This window comes from Roseimicrobium sp. ORNL1 (assembly GCF_011044495.1).
GTDB lineage: Bacteria > Verrucomicrobiota > Verrucomicrobiia > Verrucomicrobiales > Verrucomicrobiaceae > Roseimicrobium.
Map to the genome: position 1 here is coordinate 2,972,727 of NZ_CP049143.1, position 15,422 is coordinate 2,988,148.

Annotated in this window: 13 protein-coding genes; 4 read left to right on the top strand and 9 right to left on the bottom strand. The window is 60.8% G+C overall.

The features are described from left to right. The first annotated feature begins 281 nt into the window (after positions 1-281). From G5S37_RS12030 to G5S37_RS12040, 3 genes are all read left to right on the top strand, one after another. Positions 282-1,505 (top strand): glycosyltransferase, encoded by a 1,224-nt coding sequence (locus tag G5S37_RS12030; protein ID WP_165204124.1) that lies wholly within the window; start codon positions 282-284, stop codon positions 1,503-1,505. Between the two features lie 349 nt (positions 1,506-1,854). Continuing rightward, positions 1,855-2,862, top strand: coding sequence for a glycosyltransferase family 9 protein (locus tag G5S37_RS12035; RefSeq protein WP_165204127.1), 1,008 nt, complete (start codon positions 1,855-1,857; stop codon positions 2,860-2,862). A gap of 106 nt (positions 2,863-2,968) precedes the next feature. Further along, complete coding sequence (locus tag G5S37_RS12040) at positions 2,969-5,110, top strand: ABC transporter ATP-binding protein (RefSeq protein ID WP_206026414.1); 2,142 nt, start codon at positions 2,969-2,971, stop codon at positions 5,108-5,110. 527 nt (positions 5,111-5,637) lie between these two features. On the opposite strand, the gene G5S37_RS12045 is transcribed toward G5S37_RS12040, so the two are convergent. Continuing rightward, positions 5,638-7,137, bottom strand: a complete 1,500-nt coding sequence (locus G5S37_RS12045) for a hypothetical protein (protein WP_165204132.1) — start codon at positions 7,135-7,137, stop codon at positions 5,638-5,640. A gap of 118 nt (positions 7,138-7,255) precedes the next feature. Here G5S37_RS12045 and G5S37_RS12050 point away from each other — a divergent pair, with 118 nt between their 5' ends. Continuing rightward, positions 7,256-7,642, top strand: coding sequence for a hypothetical protein (locus G5S37_RS12050; protein ID WP_165204135.1), 387 nt, complete (start codon positions 7,256-7,258; stop codon positions 7,640-7,642). 211 nt (positions 7,643-7,853) lie between these two features. Here G5S37_RS12050 and rpsI read toward each other — a convergent pair whose 3' ends face one another. From rpsI to G5S37_RS12090, 8 genes are all read right to left on the bottom strand, one after another. Continuing rightward, complete coding sequence (rpsI, locus tag G5S37_RS12055; protein WP_206026415.1) at positions 7,854-8,246, bottom strand: 30S ribosomal protein S9; 393 nt, start codon at positions 8,244-8,246, stop codon at positions 7,854-7,856. Positions 8,247-8,286: 40 nt separating this feature from the next. Next, a complete protein-coding gene (gene rplM, locus G5S37_RS12060) occupies positions 8,287-8,718 on the bottom strand; it encodes a 50S ribosomal protein L13 (protein ID WP_165204138.1) in 432 nt (143 codons plus the stop codon). 275 nt (positions 8,719-8,993) lie between these two features. Beyond that, positions 8,994-9,341 carry a hypothetical protein gene (locus tag G5S37_RS12065; protein WP_165204141.1) on the bottom strand — a complete coding sequence of 116 codons (348 nt, stop codon included), beginning with the start codon at positions 9,339-9,341 and terminating at the stop codon, positions 8,994-8,996. A gap of 103 nt (positions 9,342-9,444) precedes the next feature. Beyond that, positions 9,445-10,836 (bottom strand): phospholipase D-like domain-containing protein, encoded by a 1,392-nt coding sequence (locus tag G5S37_RS12070; RefSeq protein WP_165204144.1) that lies wholly within the window; start codon positions 10,834-10,836, stop codon positions 9,445-9,447. A 350-nt stretch (positions 10,837-11,186) separates the two neighbouring features. After that, entirely contained in the window at positions 11,187-11,591 is a 405-nt protein-coding gene (locus tag G5S37_RS12075; RefSeq protein ID WP_165204147.1) for a VOC family protein, read from the bottom strand. An 18-nt stretch (positions 11,592-11,609) separates the two neighbouring features. Beyond that, positions 11,610-11,849, bottom strand: a complete 240-nt coding sequence (locus tag G5S37_RS12080; protein ID WP_165204150.1) for a hypothetical protein — start codon at positions 11,847-11,849, stop codon at positions 11,610-11,612. Positions 11,850-11,929: 80 nt separating this feature from the next. Then, positions 11,930-14,647: a secretin N-terminal domain-containing protein gene (locus tag G5S37_RS12085; protein WP_165204153.1), complete on the bottom strand. Its 2,718-nt coding sequence runs from the start codon at positions 14,645-14,647 to the stop codon at positions 11,930-11,932. A gap of 80 nt (positions 14,648-14,727) precedes the next feature. Then, a complete protein-coding gene (locus G5S37_RS12090) occupies positions 14,728-15,411 on the bottom strand; it encodes a hypothetical protein (RefSeq protein WP_165204155.1) in 684 nt (227 codons plus the stop codon). Positions 15,412-15,422: the final 11 nt, after the last annotated feature.

Here is a 15,422-nt window from a genome sequence, read left to right on the forward strand (position 1 = left end):
CTTCCAACGATCAGGCGACTTCGTCGCGGCAAAGCGTGCAGCAGGCTGCACGCAGTCCAGGGACGCTGCGCGTCACAGCGTCCGGATCCAATCGTGTGTATTTCCTTCTTCAGGGTGGTGCAGCATCTCTCCCATCACCTGTTCGTGTCAGGAGACGCCTACATTTTCGGCTTGCCAGTGCGGAATTGTTGCATCCGAGCCCCTCGCTCCTTCGGCCGTTCTCCCTTTCTCCCAGCTTGCATCCCGCCCGGGATTCGCTTTCCTGTACCCTCCCCACTTCCTTGTTCGCTTCACCACCCGACCGTCCCACTACGCAGCCGCAGGAGGCTGTGTCCTTGCAGCCCCATGCCCTGCTGTACGCCACCAGCGCAGGATTGGGGGGCTCCGGACTGGATTCGACCTCGCTGGAGGGAGTGCTGGCCTCGTGGCGCAAGGGGTTCCTGAAGAAGGCGTTGTGCTACCCGAACCGCCAGAAGGAGATTGCCTCCGGGCATATCCGGTCACTCCAGTACCATCCCGTGCGCCTTCTCTCCGCTTTGGGGAGCCGGGACTACTACGCGGCAAAGAAGCAAACCCTGGACAAGCTGGCGGCTCGTGAACTGGAGCGCGGCGGCTATGATTTCTTCCACGGCTGGAGCGGTGAGTGTTTCCGCTCGCTCGTGGAGGCCAAGATGCGCGGGATCCCTTCCGTGATGGATGTGCCCACGTGGCATCGCAACAAGGGCGTCGCCAAGCCGAACGAAACGAAGAAGGAACGCGAAGCCCGCCTGGCGGATCGCGGTTGGAAGGACTGGCGCAAGCATCTGCACGTGACCCGCCAGCAGCAGCTCGCCGAGTATGATCTGGCCACGCTGCTTTTCATGCCTTCACAACGGTCCAAGGAAACCTTCCTCGCGGCCGGCATTCCCGAAAGCAAACTGCACTACGTGGGCCGCGGCGTGGACGTGGGGCGCTATCAAGTGGCCGAGCAGCCACCGGAGATCTTCCGTGTGATCTTCGTGGGTGCACTCATCAAACGTAAAGGCGTGCACCTCCTGCTGGAGGCCTGGAAGAAACTCAATCTGCCCAATGCGGAACTCCTTCTTGTGGGAAGTGTGCACAAAGAAATCAAGCCGGCGCTTCAGGAGTTCTCCACTCCCAGCGTGAAGCTCCTGGGCTTCACCAAGAACGTGTCCGAGGAACTACGCCGCAGCTCTGTATTCGCGTTCCCCACCGAGTGCGAAGGTTTTGCTAAGGCGACCCTCGAAGCCGCTGCCTGCGGCCTGCCGCTCATCGCCACGCGCGAGTCTGGCGATGCGATCATCGGTGGCAATACCGGCATCATGATTCCGCCAAACGATGCCGACGCCCTCGCCGTGGCCATGGAGTATGCCCACACCCACCGCGAAACTTTCCAGAGCATGGGCAGAAACGCCCGTCGTCTGGTGGAGCAGAAATTTACCTGGGATGACTACCGCGAGCGTGTGCTCGCCGGGTATGCGAAGGCGATGCAACTGATGAAGTGAAGGCTTTGATGCTATCCGCTCCGTTCCCGATGATCCGGCGTGCCTTCCGGGACGCTTTGATTTTCTCTGCTGATCCGGTGGTTGCGGTCGTCCAGATTGCCTTCGTTCCTCAGGCTTCACGGCTTGCGCTTTCGCGTCTAAACGTGCCGCTTGCGCGGCAGGGTGTTCCCTTCACCACCGGCTACCAGCCAACGTCCCTCCGGGACGAATGAGTCGACAGCGTTTTGTGCTAATTCCGTCACTCGTTCTTCTATCTTCTATCAGCCACATACCAACCGCCGGCCGCTACTTACCACTCACTCCTCACTGAATACTGATCACTGTTTACTGAGAACTCCTCCCTTCCTCCGTGTCCCGCATCCTCCTCATCCAGCTCAAGCGCATCGGTGACTTCATCCTCACTGCGCCAGCCGCGCAGGCGTTGCATGAGGCCATGCCGGGTGCGGAGCTGGTGATGCTGGTGCCTTCGGGAGTGGCGGACCTGGCGCGGTGCCTGGCGCCGGTGCAGCGGGTGATTCCGTACACCGCAGGGCGTGTGAATCTGGAGACGTGGGCCTCCACGATCGCGGGTGAGTGGGCAGCGTGTCTGGATTTCACGGGCACGGATCGCAGTGCGCTCATCGCGCAGCTTTCACGCGCGAAGCGGCGCATCGGCTACAGCAAGTTCACGCGTGGTCTGCGCAGCATGGCCTTCACTGAGACGTGTGATGCCTCGGTGCGTGAACTGCACACGGTGGACTTCCATCTCGCGCTCGTTGGCACGTTGCTCGGGCATGAGGTTCGCGCATCCGAGAAGTCACCCTTCAGCATTCCTGACGGCACGACTGCCAGTGCGCGGGAAAAGCTGGCCGAGTCAGGCGTGGGCGAGCACGAGCCGTACGCCATCCTGCACATCGGCACCGCCCGGGAGGAAAAGTTCTGGCCGGACGAGCGCTGGGCGGAAGTCGCGCGCCATCTGCACGATCACCAACATTTGAAGATTGTCCTCACGGGCAGCGGCGATGGCCTGGAGAAGCCGCACCTGGATCATCTTCGTTCCCTTTTGCATGTGCCATATGCCGACTTGACTGGCAAACTTCCCCTGACCGAGCTGGCCGCAGTCATACGCGACTGCCGTGTCATCGCCGGCGTGGATAGCATGGCCATGCATCTGGCGTCCCTGTTTGCGAAGCCGCAGGTGGCGCTTTTTGGTCCTACCAACCCATACCAGTGGAGAGCGCGCCACCCCCAGGCGCGCGTGCTTACGCCTTTCAGCGAGAACCCTGTGCAAACCTTTGCCCCCAAGATGAAAAAGGGGAGCATGGCGGACATTCCGACCGCACGGGTGACAACCTCGCTGGATTCTCTAATTGGTTGATTCCTGAACGGCCCGTGGGATGCTTCGCACCCGCGCCGCAATATACCGAATGTCACAAATCAAAAAAGTCAGTCGCAAACAGCTCTCTGAAATGAGCGGGCGGGAAGTGATACGCATTGCGTTCATCGCCTACGGCAAGCTCTTCGGTTACATGAAGCCCTACAAGGGGCGCTTCGCCACGGGAGCCGTTTTCGGCGTCCTGTCCGGACTCTTCAATGCGGTGATGATCGTGGGTTTCCAGATCATCTTCACTGTGGCGCTGCCGGGTTCTGCGAGCCACACGCAGAAAATACCTTTTTTGGGAGAGGTGGATCCCACGGAGTGGGTGGTGAAGCATCTGCCATTCCTTCATAGCATGGACCAGAAGGCCAAGGAGAAGGCTGCGGCCAAGGAGGGCGCCACATCACCGGCTCCGTCTGCTTCTGGTACAGCGCCTCCCGTCACCAGCACACCTGCTGCAGAGTCTCAAACCCCCGCCACGAATGCTACCGCCACGACACCCGCTGTCGCGGAATCGCATGGTGCGGCCAAGCATGGAGCGGCCCACCCTGAACTGCCGAGGAAGGTCACTCTTCCGGTCGTCATCTTTTTCGCGGCTCTCATACCCCTGCTGCTCTTCACCCGCGGCATGCTCACCTATTTCTCAAACTACTGCCTTCTGTGGGTGGGTAACCAGGTGCTGTATGACCTGCGCAATGATACCTTTGCCTCACTGCTGCGGCAGTCGATTGGCTTCTACTCGCGCGCGAAGACGGGTGAACTGATCCAGATCGTCTTCAACCAGGCGCGCATCGCCCAGCAGAATGTGGTGACACTGGCCCAGGACATTATCCAGCGGCCAGTAGCCATCATCTCCATCTTTGTTACGCTGTTGATTTACGAGCCGTTCTTCACCATCAGCTCGCTGATCGTGTTCCCGCTCTGCATCGGTCCGGTGATGGCCGTGGGGCGCAAGGTGCGCAAGGCCGGTGCGAAGGAAGAAGAAGAGGCGGGTCGCATCATGGTGACCATGCACGAGACCTTTGCCGGCATCCGCCTCGTGAAGTCCCATGCGCGTGAAAAGTATGAGATGGGCCGCTTCGACCACGCAGCGAAGAAGATGCAGGAGCTCATCATGCGATGGAGCAAGGCGCTGGAAATCATCGGCCCCATCGTGGAAGCCGTGGCCGCGCTGGGCATTGCCGCCGGTCTGGTCTATGCATGGCAGCGGGGCATTGAGGCGCAGACGTTCCTCATCATCTGCATGGCGCTCACGCAGATCTACCCGCACGCGAAGGCGCTGAGCCGCATCCAGCTTCTCATGCAGAAGACCGTGGTGGCCACCACCAGCCTCTTCGAGATCATGGAGATGAAGCCGGACATCGAAGATGTGCCGGATGCCGAGAAGCTCCCGCGCGTGCGCGGCGAGCTGAAGCTGAACAACGTCTCCTTCACCTACAAGAAGGCGGACAAGAAGAAGGGCGGCTTCAAGAAGGCCACCGATCGTCCTGCCGTGCAGAACATCACCCTGGACCTCAAGCCGGGGAACTTCTACGCGCTGGTCGGCCCCAGCGGCAGCGGCAAGAGCACGCTCTTCTCCCTGCTGCTCCGGTTCTATGATCCGGATAAGGGCTACATCACGCTCGATGGTCATGACATCCGCCGTGTGACGCAGGACTCGCTCCGCGATAACATCGGCGTGGTGAGTCAGGACACCTTCCTCTTCCACGATACCATCGAGGAGAACATCCGCTACGGCAGGCTGGACGCCACGAAGGAGGAAATCATCGAGGCCGCCACCAAGGCGCATGCGCATGAGTTTATCCTGCTGCAAGAGCAGAAGTATGACACGATGTGCGGCGACACCGGCAGCAAGCTCTCCGGTGGGCAGAGACAGCGCATCACCATCGCGCGTGCCATCCTGCGTGATGCGCCCATCCTTCTGCTGGATGAGGCCATGTCGGCCATGGACTCCGAAGGGGAGAAGATCATTCAGGAGGCCATCAACAACCTGATTGAGGGTCGCACGGTCATCGCCATTGCCCACCGTCTCTCCACGATCCTGCATGCCAACCAGATCGTTGTGATGGAACACGGCGAGGTGATCGACATGGGCTCGCACGATGAGCTCTTGCAGCGTTGTGATCTCTACCAGCGCCTGTACCACCTCCAGTTCAAGAGCGGCAAAGTCGCCCCTGACGAAGCGGTGGCTGACGTGAATCTCGACGAGCCGTACGAGACCGAAGCGATTGAGGCGGCGGAGTCGTAAGGCAACGTAGCTCGCGTTAGCGAAGCCCGACGAAGGAGGAATCCCTTCGCGAGTGTGTTTGGAAGGTGCTACAGGCACCTCATGGGTGGCTTGCGCGGAACTCCGCGTGAGCCACTTTTTTAGTATAATACCGAGAAGAGTTGAAATCATGTCTTGGTATGAGAGGCCGTTCCATTCCAAGGTGAAGTGCCGGGCATTTCAAAGGAGCGTGGACACTCTTGTCCGCCGTTCTCTTGCGCAGCGGCATCCTTGATGTGAAAGCTACTGGTGACGCTTCTTGAGTAGCTGGTGGAATGTGGCCTTGCCTGCCAGATGAAAGAGGGGCGTGCGTCAGGGGCAGCGGACAAGAGTGTCCACGCTCCTTTGCCCAGGCCGTCGCTTTCTGCACAAAGACCCGTTTTCAACCGTTGATGGTATAAGGTAGCCAATGAATGGCTGTCTCTTGGGCTGCTTCTACTCGCGAAGGGATTCCTCCTTCGTCGGGCTTCGCTAACGCGAGCTACGTTGAGTTGCCTCGCTGCCACCAACTACTGCGCCGGTACGGCCACCGGGGGCGTGGGCGGGCTACTCGGAGGCGGACTCACTTCGTCAGCGATGGCATTCCTCCAGTTGAACTGGGGCAGGTTGGTGAGTTCCACCCATTGCTTGTCACCTTCACGGCGCCATTCCAGCTCCACCACTACGGCGGCTTGATCCACCTGCCAGCCGAGATAGCGATCCAGGATGTTTGCGAGCGGGGTGCCTCTCCTGGCGAAGACGCTGCCAACGTAGGGAGGCATGGGGGCCTGCACTTCCATGCAGATCTTCTTGTCCAGTTCGGGCACATTGTCGTCGAAGTAGTGCGTGCGCCGTACCAGCACGTGGAAGCGTTTGGGGCCTTCCTTCGGACTCTCCATGAAGCGGGCGAGGAAGTTGTCCTTGAACTCGGTGAAGGTCACCCAGTCCACCTTCCAGCCTTCCACGGCCTCTTCCACCATGACCGGCACGGGACGCTTCAGGTCGCCGCCTTCAATCTCGAAGATGCACAGGGGCGGCCCGTTCTGGGATGTCTTGTCATGGCGAATGAGATTGACCTTGCCGACGTACAGCGGGGTGTAGGGCGTGGCAGCGTAGTAGCTCTGCATACGCGGCTTGATGATCTCGGCTCCCTGCACCACCTGCAGGCGCTCTTCCCACGTTGGGGCGGCGAGGAATCGTTTCAGCGCGTCCAGGGCTGGCTGGACCTCCTCAGACACATCCTCGTAAAGAGTCTCGCGTACCGGAGCCGGCGAGGGAGCGGGAGCACGCATGGGCGGCGAGATCTCCGGTGCGGTAGAGTTGTTGTTCTGTGGGGCTGGAGTTGTCCGGCTGGGTGCTTCTGCAATGTTCGGAGCAGGAGCAGGAGGAGCGGGTGGGGGCGGTGTGGCGCTCGGCGCTGTGCTGGCGTCGCTCACAGGTGTGCCGGGCGCGGGCGAAGATTCAGGCTGCGCACCGCCGCTACTGCTTGTCATGCCACTGGGCCGCTGGACCTGCTCTTCTGGCTTGGAGCCAGGGGTAGGAGTAGAGGAAGGAGAAGGCGCAGCACCTGAGGAAGGTGGTGTTTCCGGTGCAGGGGTGGTGGCATCGCTGCCCAAGCTCGCTGCGCCGGACGGTGCGGGAACAGAAGAGGGAGCGGGCTGATTTCCTGGGGCTGCTGCAGGCGTCTCGGGCGCGGTAGGAGCGGTCGCAGGCTCGTCCGGTACGGGGGCCGCGGGCTGAAACTCAAGCGCCGCCGCTTCCGCTTTGCGGGTAGTGGTTAAAGTTTTCCACGCCTCAGTCAGTTGATTGCGGAAGAACCATGCCGCCCCTCCGAGCGCCAGCAGCGTCACGACGAGGGCGAGCACTGTGGGAGCCTTGCGACCAGAGGAGGCACCCTGCGGAGCCTTGCGCTGCGCTGAGGCTGCATGCGTGGTGTTACGGGGAAGTGGAGCGTTGGATGCGGCTGGGGGGTAGACGGGCTGGCCGACTGGGGCCGGATGTACCCCGGGCATCTGCAGCACGCTTTCCATCACGGAAGACCCGGAGGACGGGGGGGCTCCAGGCGTCGAATCAGTGGCCACGGGTGGCCAGGCACGATTCAGCACGCCCCCTCCCACAGCGGGTGGCAGCGGGGAAGCCTGGGGCGGATTGGACGCCTCCCAAGTCGAGCTGGGTGAGGAGTGCGGACTGGTACTGGCTGGCCGCTCCATCAGCCCCGGTGCAGGAGGGGCCAACGGATACGTGGGTGCCGGATACGCCGGAATAGGGACGGGCGCAGGCGCGGACGGAAGCTCGGGCTGCGGTAAGGTCTCCGTTGCGGCAGTGGCTGTGGCCGCAGCGGTGGCGGCATTTTGCGCCATGGGCCACGAGGGACCCGGTAGCGATGCCGACGCAGTCTCGGTGGGGGACGTGATGGTGGTCCCACAATGGGGACATGGTCCCGTGACACCCGCCAGCTCCTTGGGCACTGTCAGAAGCATGCCGCAGGACTGGCAGTTGAAGTGGATGACGTTCGGGACGGAACTCATGATTTAAACGCTTCAGCCGACGTGCCTCACCAATAAACACTCAGTTCACCTGGGAAGGCCATAGGACGAAGAAATTCCACGGTGATTGCCTGACGCGAAATATCAGACTTAGCTAGGCGCAATGCAAGACTGAAGTGAACATAGAACCCTGAAACGCAAGAAAGCACCAGACATCGTCTGGTGCTTTCTTGAATTCGTTCGAAGGAGGAAGCTCGCGCTTAGCGCTTGGAGAACTGGAAGCGCTTGCGGGCGCCGGGCTGACCGGGCTTTTTACGCTCCTTCATACGGGAGTCGCGGGTCAGCATGCCGTTCTCCTTGAGGACCGGGCGGTTCTCAGGGTTGGCAAGGCAAAGCGCGCGGGCGAGGCCCATGCGGATGGCGCCCACCTGGCCGGTAACGCCGCCGCCGGTAGCGGTGACCTTCACGTCAAAGTTCTGGGCGTTGCTGGTCACGTGCAGGGGAGCCAGAAGCTGGTTCTGCAGGGTGACGGTGGGGAAATACTCATCAAGGGTCCGGTTGTTCACCGTGACATTGCCAGTGCCGGGGCGGAGGAACACGCGGGCAATCGAGGTCTTGCGTCGGCCGACGGCGTCGAAGGAAGTGATGCTCATATCAGAAGGGAATCAGTGCTGGTCAGTCGTGTTCGGGAGATTAGACCAGCTTGTAAGCCTGCGGCTGCTGGGCCTCATGAGGATGGCTGCTGCCAGCGTACACGTGGAGCTTGCGAAGGACCGCGCTGCCGAGACGGTTGTGCGGGATCATGCCGAAGATGGCCTTCTCAAGGATGCGCTCGGGATGCTTCTGGCGCATGCGCTCGGGGTTGGTGGACTTGTGGCCGCCGACGTAACCGGAGAAGGAGGTGTAGGTCTTGTCCGTCTCTTTCTTACCCGTGAAAACGGCCTTCTCTGCGTTCACGATGATGACGTTATCGCCGGTGTCAACGTGGGTGGTAAAGATGGGCTTGTTCTTGCCGCGAAGGATATTCGCTGCGTTCACAGCCACACGGCCCACCACTTGGTCAGCGGCATCAATGACCCACCACTTGCGCTCCACTTCTTGGGCCTTGGCAGAAAAGGTTTTCATGTCTTATTCGGTTGCTATACAGGTCTCGTCGTTTGTCTAAAAATGGGGAGCGCGACAGTAGGGGTTTCTTTTGGAGTGTCAAACAAATTGTGATAACTCTCCGTCTCTTTCCCCACATTTTGTGTTTGTTAATATTCAGGACCACAAGACACCCCTCATGGCTTCCAACCAACTCCGCGGCTTTCCCGGGCTTTTGCTGCTCGCCTTTGGCGTGGCGGTGCTGGTCGTGGCGGTGTGGAAGTGGGTGGAGTGACGCCAAGGTCTGACCCCGCTCCTCACTGTGCTTCTTCGAGGAAGTTGATGCTGCTCGGAGACATGAAAACACGGCGTCCTCCTGGAAGCTGTACCGCGAGCCAGCGTCCGAAGTGACCGTAGCCCGACTTCATCGAGCCATCCGCATCGCGAACCGTGTCGCCCGTGTAACCGAGAACACGGCAGGATTGGTAGGTTCTCGATCCTGTCCCGTCATCGCACACCAGATTGTACCGCTTGGTGAAATCGATGACGATGTTCTCATCGGGCACCTCCTGGCCGGCGAGCTGAGGAGGACGGACAGGGGCAGGAGTCGAGCAGCTTGCGAGCGACAGTCCTGAGAGAGCGGCGAGGAGAAGCGGTGCTTTCATGGGGGATGTTTTGGGCACGGGAGGTGTCTAACACAGGGGTCGCCTAAAACGCAATGTGGAAAGAGACGATTCTCTCCACCGGCTCCCGCCACCCTTCACGGAGCTACAACTGCGAGTGAAACGGATACACCAGCCACTCGGTCAGGCGTTCCTTCACCGACCGCTTCTTGAAGTCCTCCAGCTTGTATTCCTGGCAATTCTTGAGGTCTTCGCGGAAAACGCGATCCATCTCGGCGCCGAAGCTGGCGTCGTAGACGGTCACGTCGATCTCTTCGTTGATGAGTGAAGAGCGGGCGTCGAGGTTGGAGGTGCCGAACATGGAGAACATGCCGTCCACCACCATGGTCTTGGAGTGGATCATGGTGGGTTTGAATTCATAGAGCTTCACGCCGGCTTCCAGCAGTTTGCCGTAGCTGCCGCGGCCGGCGGCCTTGGTGGCGGGCTGGTCGTTGTGCTGGCCGGGGAGGATCATCTTCACGTCCACCCCGCGCTTCACGGCTTCGCCGAGGAGATAGACCTGCTCATCGGTGGGCGTGCAGTAGGGATTGGTGATGTAGATGGTCTTTTCCGCAGCCGCGATGGCCACCGCCTGAATCAAAGGTAGCGCGGCCACGGTGAACTCATCCGAGGTGGTCACCTGCACCTTGAGATCACCGGCGCGTTCGAGGGGAGGGAAGTGGCCTGCGCCGGAGAGCATTTCTCCGGTCTCGGAGAGCCAGTGTTGTTGGAAGGCGCTCTGGAGTTGTGCCACCATGGGGCCTTCCAATTTGGCGTGCACTTCGCGCCAGTTATCCGGCTTCGCGCCGTCGCCCTGCCATTCGTCGGCAAAGCCTGCGCCACCGGTGAAGGCGACCTTGCCATCGACCACCAGCACACGGCGGTGGCTGCGGCGGTTGAGGCGGTCCACGCGCAACGCACGAGTGGGGTGGTAGTAGGCGAATTTGCAGCCGCCATCCTTCAGCTTCTGCACGTCGCTGTTTTCCAGATCCGTGCCGGAGCCGATGCCATCCAGCAGCACGCGCACTTCCACGCCGTGTTGGGCGCGCTCGATCAGGGCATCGATGAATTGGTTGCCGACTTCGCCGGAGTGGAAGAGGAAGGCCTCGAAGTTGATCGTCTTCTTCGCTCCGCGAATGGACTCCTGCATCACCGGGAAGATGCCATTGCCATTGTGCAGCAGCGTGATGCGATTGCCCTCGATGGGCACGGGATTGGCCGCTGCGTGGGCTGAGCCGAAGAAGGCCGGATCATGAACCGAGAAGGTGTGCGCGGGCCGGTACTCGATGTGCTGCCGCCGTACGAAGAGGATGGAGTACAGGACCACCAACGCGAGAAAGATGGCGAGCAGCTCTACCCAGCCGCGGATGGAAAGCCTGCCCCAGCGAATAGTGGACCATCGGCCTTCGCCCGGGCGGGCGAACCTGGGGTGTGAGGACGAGTGGGCTTTTGTGGGGGGCTTGGTCCGTTTGTGAGAGGCTGTCTTGGTGGCTGACATTCGAGGTGAGGAGCGAGGGGTGAGCTACACTCTTGAATCGAATGGGTCGGGGAAGATGGACGGCAGTGGGGTAGGTGTGAGGTGTTGTGGCGGGCGACGCGCCCATGAATCCTGGGTGTGGCAGGCTGCATGGGATTCAACACAGAGACACAGAGGCGCAGAGAAAACTTCGGAGACTGAGGCTGGGACTGATTGGACTCTCAGGGCACGAGGGAACCTGTATTTCCTCAGTCTCTGTGCCCTCTGTGTCTCGGCGTCTCTGTGTTGAATCCCACGTACGCGACCACACCCATTTTTTGGGATGCTCAACCCGCGCACAACACTGCAATGATGACGCGACAGATGCGTCGCTATTCAGCACATGCCGACCCCCGCACATCACTCACCACATCATACGTGGTGATCTCCAATAAGAACCCGTCCGGATCAAAGAAGTAGATCGAGTGGGAAATCTCGTGGTCTTGAAACTGGAACGAGACACCCTTCGCCTGAAGTTCTGCCTGCGCTGATTGGAAGTCTGCATAGGTCGCAGCCCGGAAGGCGAGGTGCCATGCCTGGCCGTTGCGTGCAGGAGGCTCATTCTCCTTCTGGGGAAAGAGCGTGAGGTAGGTCGAGCCCAGGCGCAGCATGATGGGACTGCCAGACCACTGGCCCGGAAAGACGTGCTCGAACCCAAGCGTGGCGACATACCACGCCTTCGTCGCTTCCGGCGAGGCGCACCGGAGGGCGACATGATCGATCTGCTGCAATTGCATCTCAGAAGGCGACGGATTTCACGACCCAGAATGGAGGCGTCTCGCCCGGACTCCCCACCAGCAGATCCACGCGATGACTGCTGCGGCGATGAGGATGAAAATCGAACAGACAATCAATCCAATAAAGTCATTCCAAATATCCACGGGCGAAGGTGGTTCGTTCTCAAAACTAATGTCGGCAAACGCACGAACAGGTGCGAGTGCCAAAGAAGCAATAGTCGTGAGGGCAATTCTCCCCGGCAAGTAGGACGTCTTCATGGCATGCACGCATCGGTGGCAGTCTTCGAGACTATCCACCGACTTCATGCTTGCCCACCGAAAACTTCGGGCCTTTTCTCCTACTTTGTACGCGGGAAATACGTCCTCGTCTCCGTGGTTGTCGTGCCCGTCCCGTTCTTGGGCGGGGGCGGCGGAGAGCTGGGAATGCCTTCGGTCTTCTTGAAGATTTCGTACCACTTGCGCTTCAGGGGCGGATCGGGGTCCGGCACGGCCACGGCCTTGGGCACCACAGTCTGGGGGAAGGCATGGTAGGCATTTTCAGCGACCTTGGTGCGCAGGTCTTCCTGCTTGCTGGCCTTGCGCACGGCGAAGTCATCCGTCACCACCACAGGCTGGATGAAGACAATCAGCTCCTTGCGCTGCTTGCTGGTGACGTCCTCCTTGAAGAGACGGCCCAGGCCGGGGATGCGGCTGAGGACAGGGATGCCCTGCGTGTCCGTCTTGTTCTGCTCGGAAATCAGACCGCCGATCACAATCGTGTTGCCCGTGGGCACGGTCACGGTGGTGGTGAGCTGCTCGGTGCCGATGATGGGCACGTCGTTCTCTCCCACGATCTGATTGCCGATCACGGTGTCGTTCACCTGGGCGATGCGCAGGGTGACATCGCCATCCGGATTGATGAGCGGGATGACTTCCAGCTTCAGCACCACGTCCTTGTACTCGATGGTGGTGGTGACGTTGCCCTGGTTGGCTGCGTTCTGTGAGGAGGCGTTGGTCAGTGTCTGGGAGGGAACGGGAATCTGCTGACCGCTGGTGATCATGGCGCGGCGGTTGTTCTGCGCAAAGACACTCGGGCGGGACAGCACCTTGAAGTCATTCGTGGTTTCCAGCGCGGAGACGAAGACATCGACCGACTCACCGATCTGTCCATACAGGTTGAAGCCCTGGCTGTTTGCGATGGCCGTCGTGATCAGGTTGTTCGTCATGTCGGCCACGTTGTTGTTCGAGATGATGTCCTCACGCGTGATGAGTGCACTGGCCACGCCGCTGTTGGACCCTGTCTGGGTGAAGCGTTGCAGGTAATTGACGCCGAACTGGTAGCCATCCCCCAACGTGAGCTGGCCGATGACGGTGGCGAGGTAGACCTGCGGAGACTTGCGATCGAGCTTGTCGAGCAGCATGTCCACCTTGTCCTGATTCTCCTTCGGTCCGATAACGATGATGCTGTTTGCCAGCGGGTCCGCGATAAGGCGGGTCTTGTTGATGAGTACAGAGACAGGCGCGGTTTGTTCCTCGGATTCAAGGAGGAGGTCCGGGCGGGAGGTCACCCCTCCGGTGGTGCCGGTGGTGGCGGTGCTGGCGGCACTCGCGTTGAAGGTGCCCCCACGCTGCTGGGCTCCCGAGGCGCCGGTGAGGAACTGATTGCTGCTGGTGATGAGCTGCTGCTGCTGCGCCGAGACCGTGCCGCCGCCAGGAAGCTGCGTAGCGCCGCCCACCGGTTCACGCAGCATGTCCGCCAGCACGGAGAGCACATCCACGGAGAAGACGTTTTTCAGCTTGCGTTCGTAGGCTGTGGGCACATCCACCGGCTTGTCGAACTCGGCGATGAGGCTTACGACATACGCGTACTCGTCCGGTTCCGCGACCACGAGGACCTGGTTGAGCCGCGTATCCGCAATCACCTGGGAGGTGGCCTGCACACGACGGTTTTGGCCTTGCTGGTTGTTGTTATTGTTGTTGCTCTGCTGCTGGGGCTGCTGGGGGCGATTGTTGTCGCCACCTCCCTGAGACGTGCCCTGGCCGCGAATGGTGGTGATGCCTTTCGCCTCCTTGTCCTGCGCCTGCGCGTTCAAGGTGGCCTGTACAATCTGCGCCACGGTGGCGGCATCTGCGTACTTCAGCAGGACAAATTTCGTGACCAGGGAACTGGCCGCGCCCGGGGTATCGATCACTTCACGAATGGCGACGAGCTGCTTTACGATGTTCGCGTTTTCCGTGATGAGCAGTCCGGGAGGGCTGAGCACCGGGGTGATGCGGCCGTAGGGATTCAGGCCCACGTGACCACCCAGCATGGTGGCGGCTTCCGCGGGATCCAGATTCGTGAGGCCCATGAAGTAGCTCACGATGGTCTCGTTGTTCGGCAGGTCATTGGCGCTCTGGTAGAACTTCACCCCCTGGGAGAACTGCGCGCCGCTGGTGGCGGTGGTGGTGCGTGTGGAGAGGATGCGGGAGCTCTTGCCGTCCGGATCCGCGACGATGGCATAGCCGTTGGTGAGCAGCGCGGCTTCGATGAGCTTGATGGCCTCCGCCTTGTCCACCGGCACCGGGGTCACGAGGCTGATGGTCTGTCCTTCGAAGATGGTGGTGTCCTTGACCAGTGTCTTGTTCGTCAGGCGCTCATAGATGCCGAGGATGTCGCTGATGGTGTTGTTCGGGAACTGCAGAGAGACCTTGTCGCCATCGATGCGGAAAAGTTCCTCCGTGCTGCTGCCCGCAGAGCGTCCAAAGCCGCCTCTGCCGAAACCGCCGGGGCCACCTGGACCTCCCGGACCGCCGGGCTGGGGCGCGGTGGGAGAGGAGGGTTGCTGCGTGGGCTGCGGCGCTGCCTGCGCCACGAGGGGATCCATGGGCAGGCGCTGCTCGGCAGGCATGTTCGCCAGCGGGCGGAACTCACGCGGGCTGGTCGTGGTATCCGGCTTCAGGGTGGTGCCGCGAATCTGCGCGTGGAGGGCGCTGCTGCCACTGCACGCCAGCGTTCCCATCAGCATCACCAGAGGCAGGTAAAAAGGGGGGCGGGTACGTACTACAGGAGCAGCGAGGGGGGGGAGGCAATGCATGAGAAAGCGGGAGGAGCGAAGGAGGTTGATGCGTTGGGAGTGATGCAGGATCGGATGAACGTGGAAACGTGCGGAAAGCTTCAGCGCTTGCCTTGTTTGTCTTCGGCTTCCACCTTGTCTCTGACGCTCTTGATAAAAGCGGAGCGTTCCTCAGGAGAGGCCATGCGCAATTTTTCACCATTCTCGCGCAGGGTATCCATGAACTTCCTTCGGGCGTCCTCTGACATGGCCATGAAGCGCTGGCGATCCTCTTCGCTGGGGCGGGGGTATTCACGCCGCGGGCCGTCGCCGCCACGGTCACGGTGTTCGTCGCCCCTGCCGTCACCGCCACCGGGGCGATAGCCGCCTTTTTTCATCGCTTCCGGGGTGAGTTGTTCCTCACTGTAGCGCACGGTCACGATCTCCGTGCCAATCATGAGCTTTGCCTGGGTGCGGTTGAGCTTCACGGTCGCGCTGGTTTCTGCGAGCTTCCATCCTTGGGCGTTGGGGATCTCACCTACCACGTGGCTTTCCTTGGTTTCCTTGTTCATCACGGTCACCACTGGCTTGCCCTCGATGTAGGCGATGCCGGTGAGAACGAGTGAGTCAGAAAGATTGAGAGAGCGCGTGAAGGGAGAAGAGGCCACGAGCGGCGCGATCTCCGTGGGGTCCACGCGCTGTGGCAGATCCGGGTCCTGTCCCGGGGTGGCTTGCTGTGCGGTCGCGCTGGTTGCGGATGCACACAGCAGCAGCAGAAGCGCACGGGCGGTGGTGGTAGGCTTCATGGCTTGGATGG

What these genes read in the sequence shown, in the direction of transcription:
- G5S37_RS12045 (WP_165204132.1), bottom strand. Translation starts at nt 7,137, where the DNA reads ATGGAAAGCGTGCTGCAGATGCCCGGGGTACATCCGGCCCCAGTCGGC.
- rpsI (WP_206026415.1), bottom strand. Translation starts at nt 8,246, where the DNA reads ATGAGCATCACTTCCTTCGACGCCGTCGGCCGACGCAAGACCTCGATT.
- rplM (WP_165204138.1), bottom strand. Translation starts at nt 8,718, where the DNA reads ATGAAAACCTTTTCTGCCAAGGCCCAAGAAGTGGAGCGCAAGTGGTGG.
- G5S37_RS12065 (WP_165204141.1), bottom strand. Translation starts at nt 9,341, where the DNA reads ATGAAAGCACCGCTTCTCCTCGCCGCTCTCTCAGGACTGTCGCTCGCA.
- G5S37_RS12070 (WP_165204144.1), bottom strand. Translation starts at nt 10,836, where the DNA reads ATGTCAGCCACCAAGACAGCCTCTCACAAACGGACCAAGCCCCCCACA.
- G5S37_RS12075 (WP_165204147.1), bottom strand. Translation starts at nt 11,591, where the DNA reads ATGCAATTGCAGCAGATCGATCATGTCGCCCTCCGGTGCGCCTCGCCG.
- G5S37_RS12080 (WP_165204150.1), bottom strand. Translation starts at nt 11,849, where the DNA reads ATGAAGACGTCCTACTTGCCGGGGAGAATTGCCCTCACGACTATTGCT.
- G5S37_RS12085 (WP_165204153.1), bottom strand. Translation starts at nt 14,647, where the DNA reads ATGCATTGCCTCCCCCCCCTCGCTGCTCCTGTAGTACGTACCCGCCCC.
- G5S37_RS12090 (WP_165204155.1), bottom strand. Translation starts at nt 15,411, where the DNA reads ATGAAGCCTACCACCACCGCCCGTGCGCTTCTGCTGCTGCTGTGTGCA.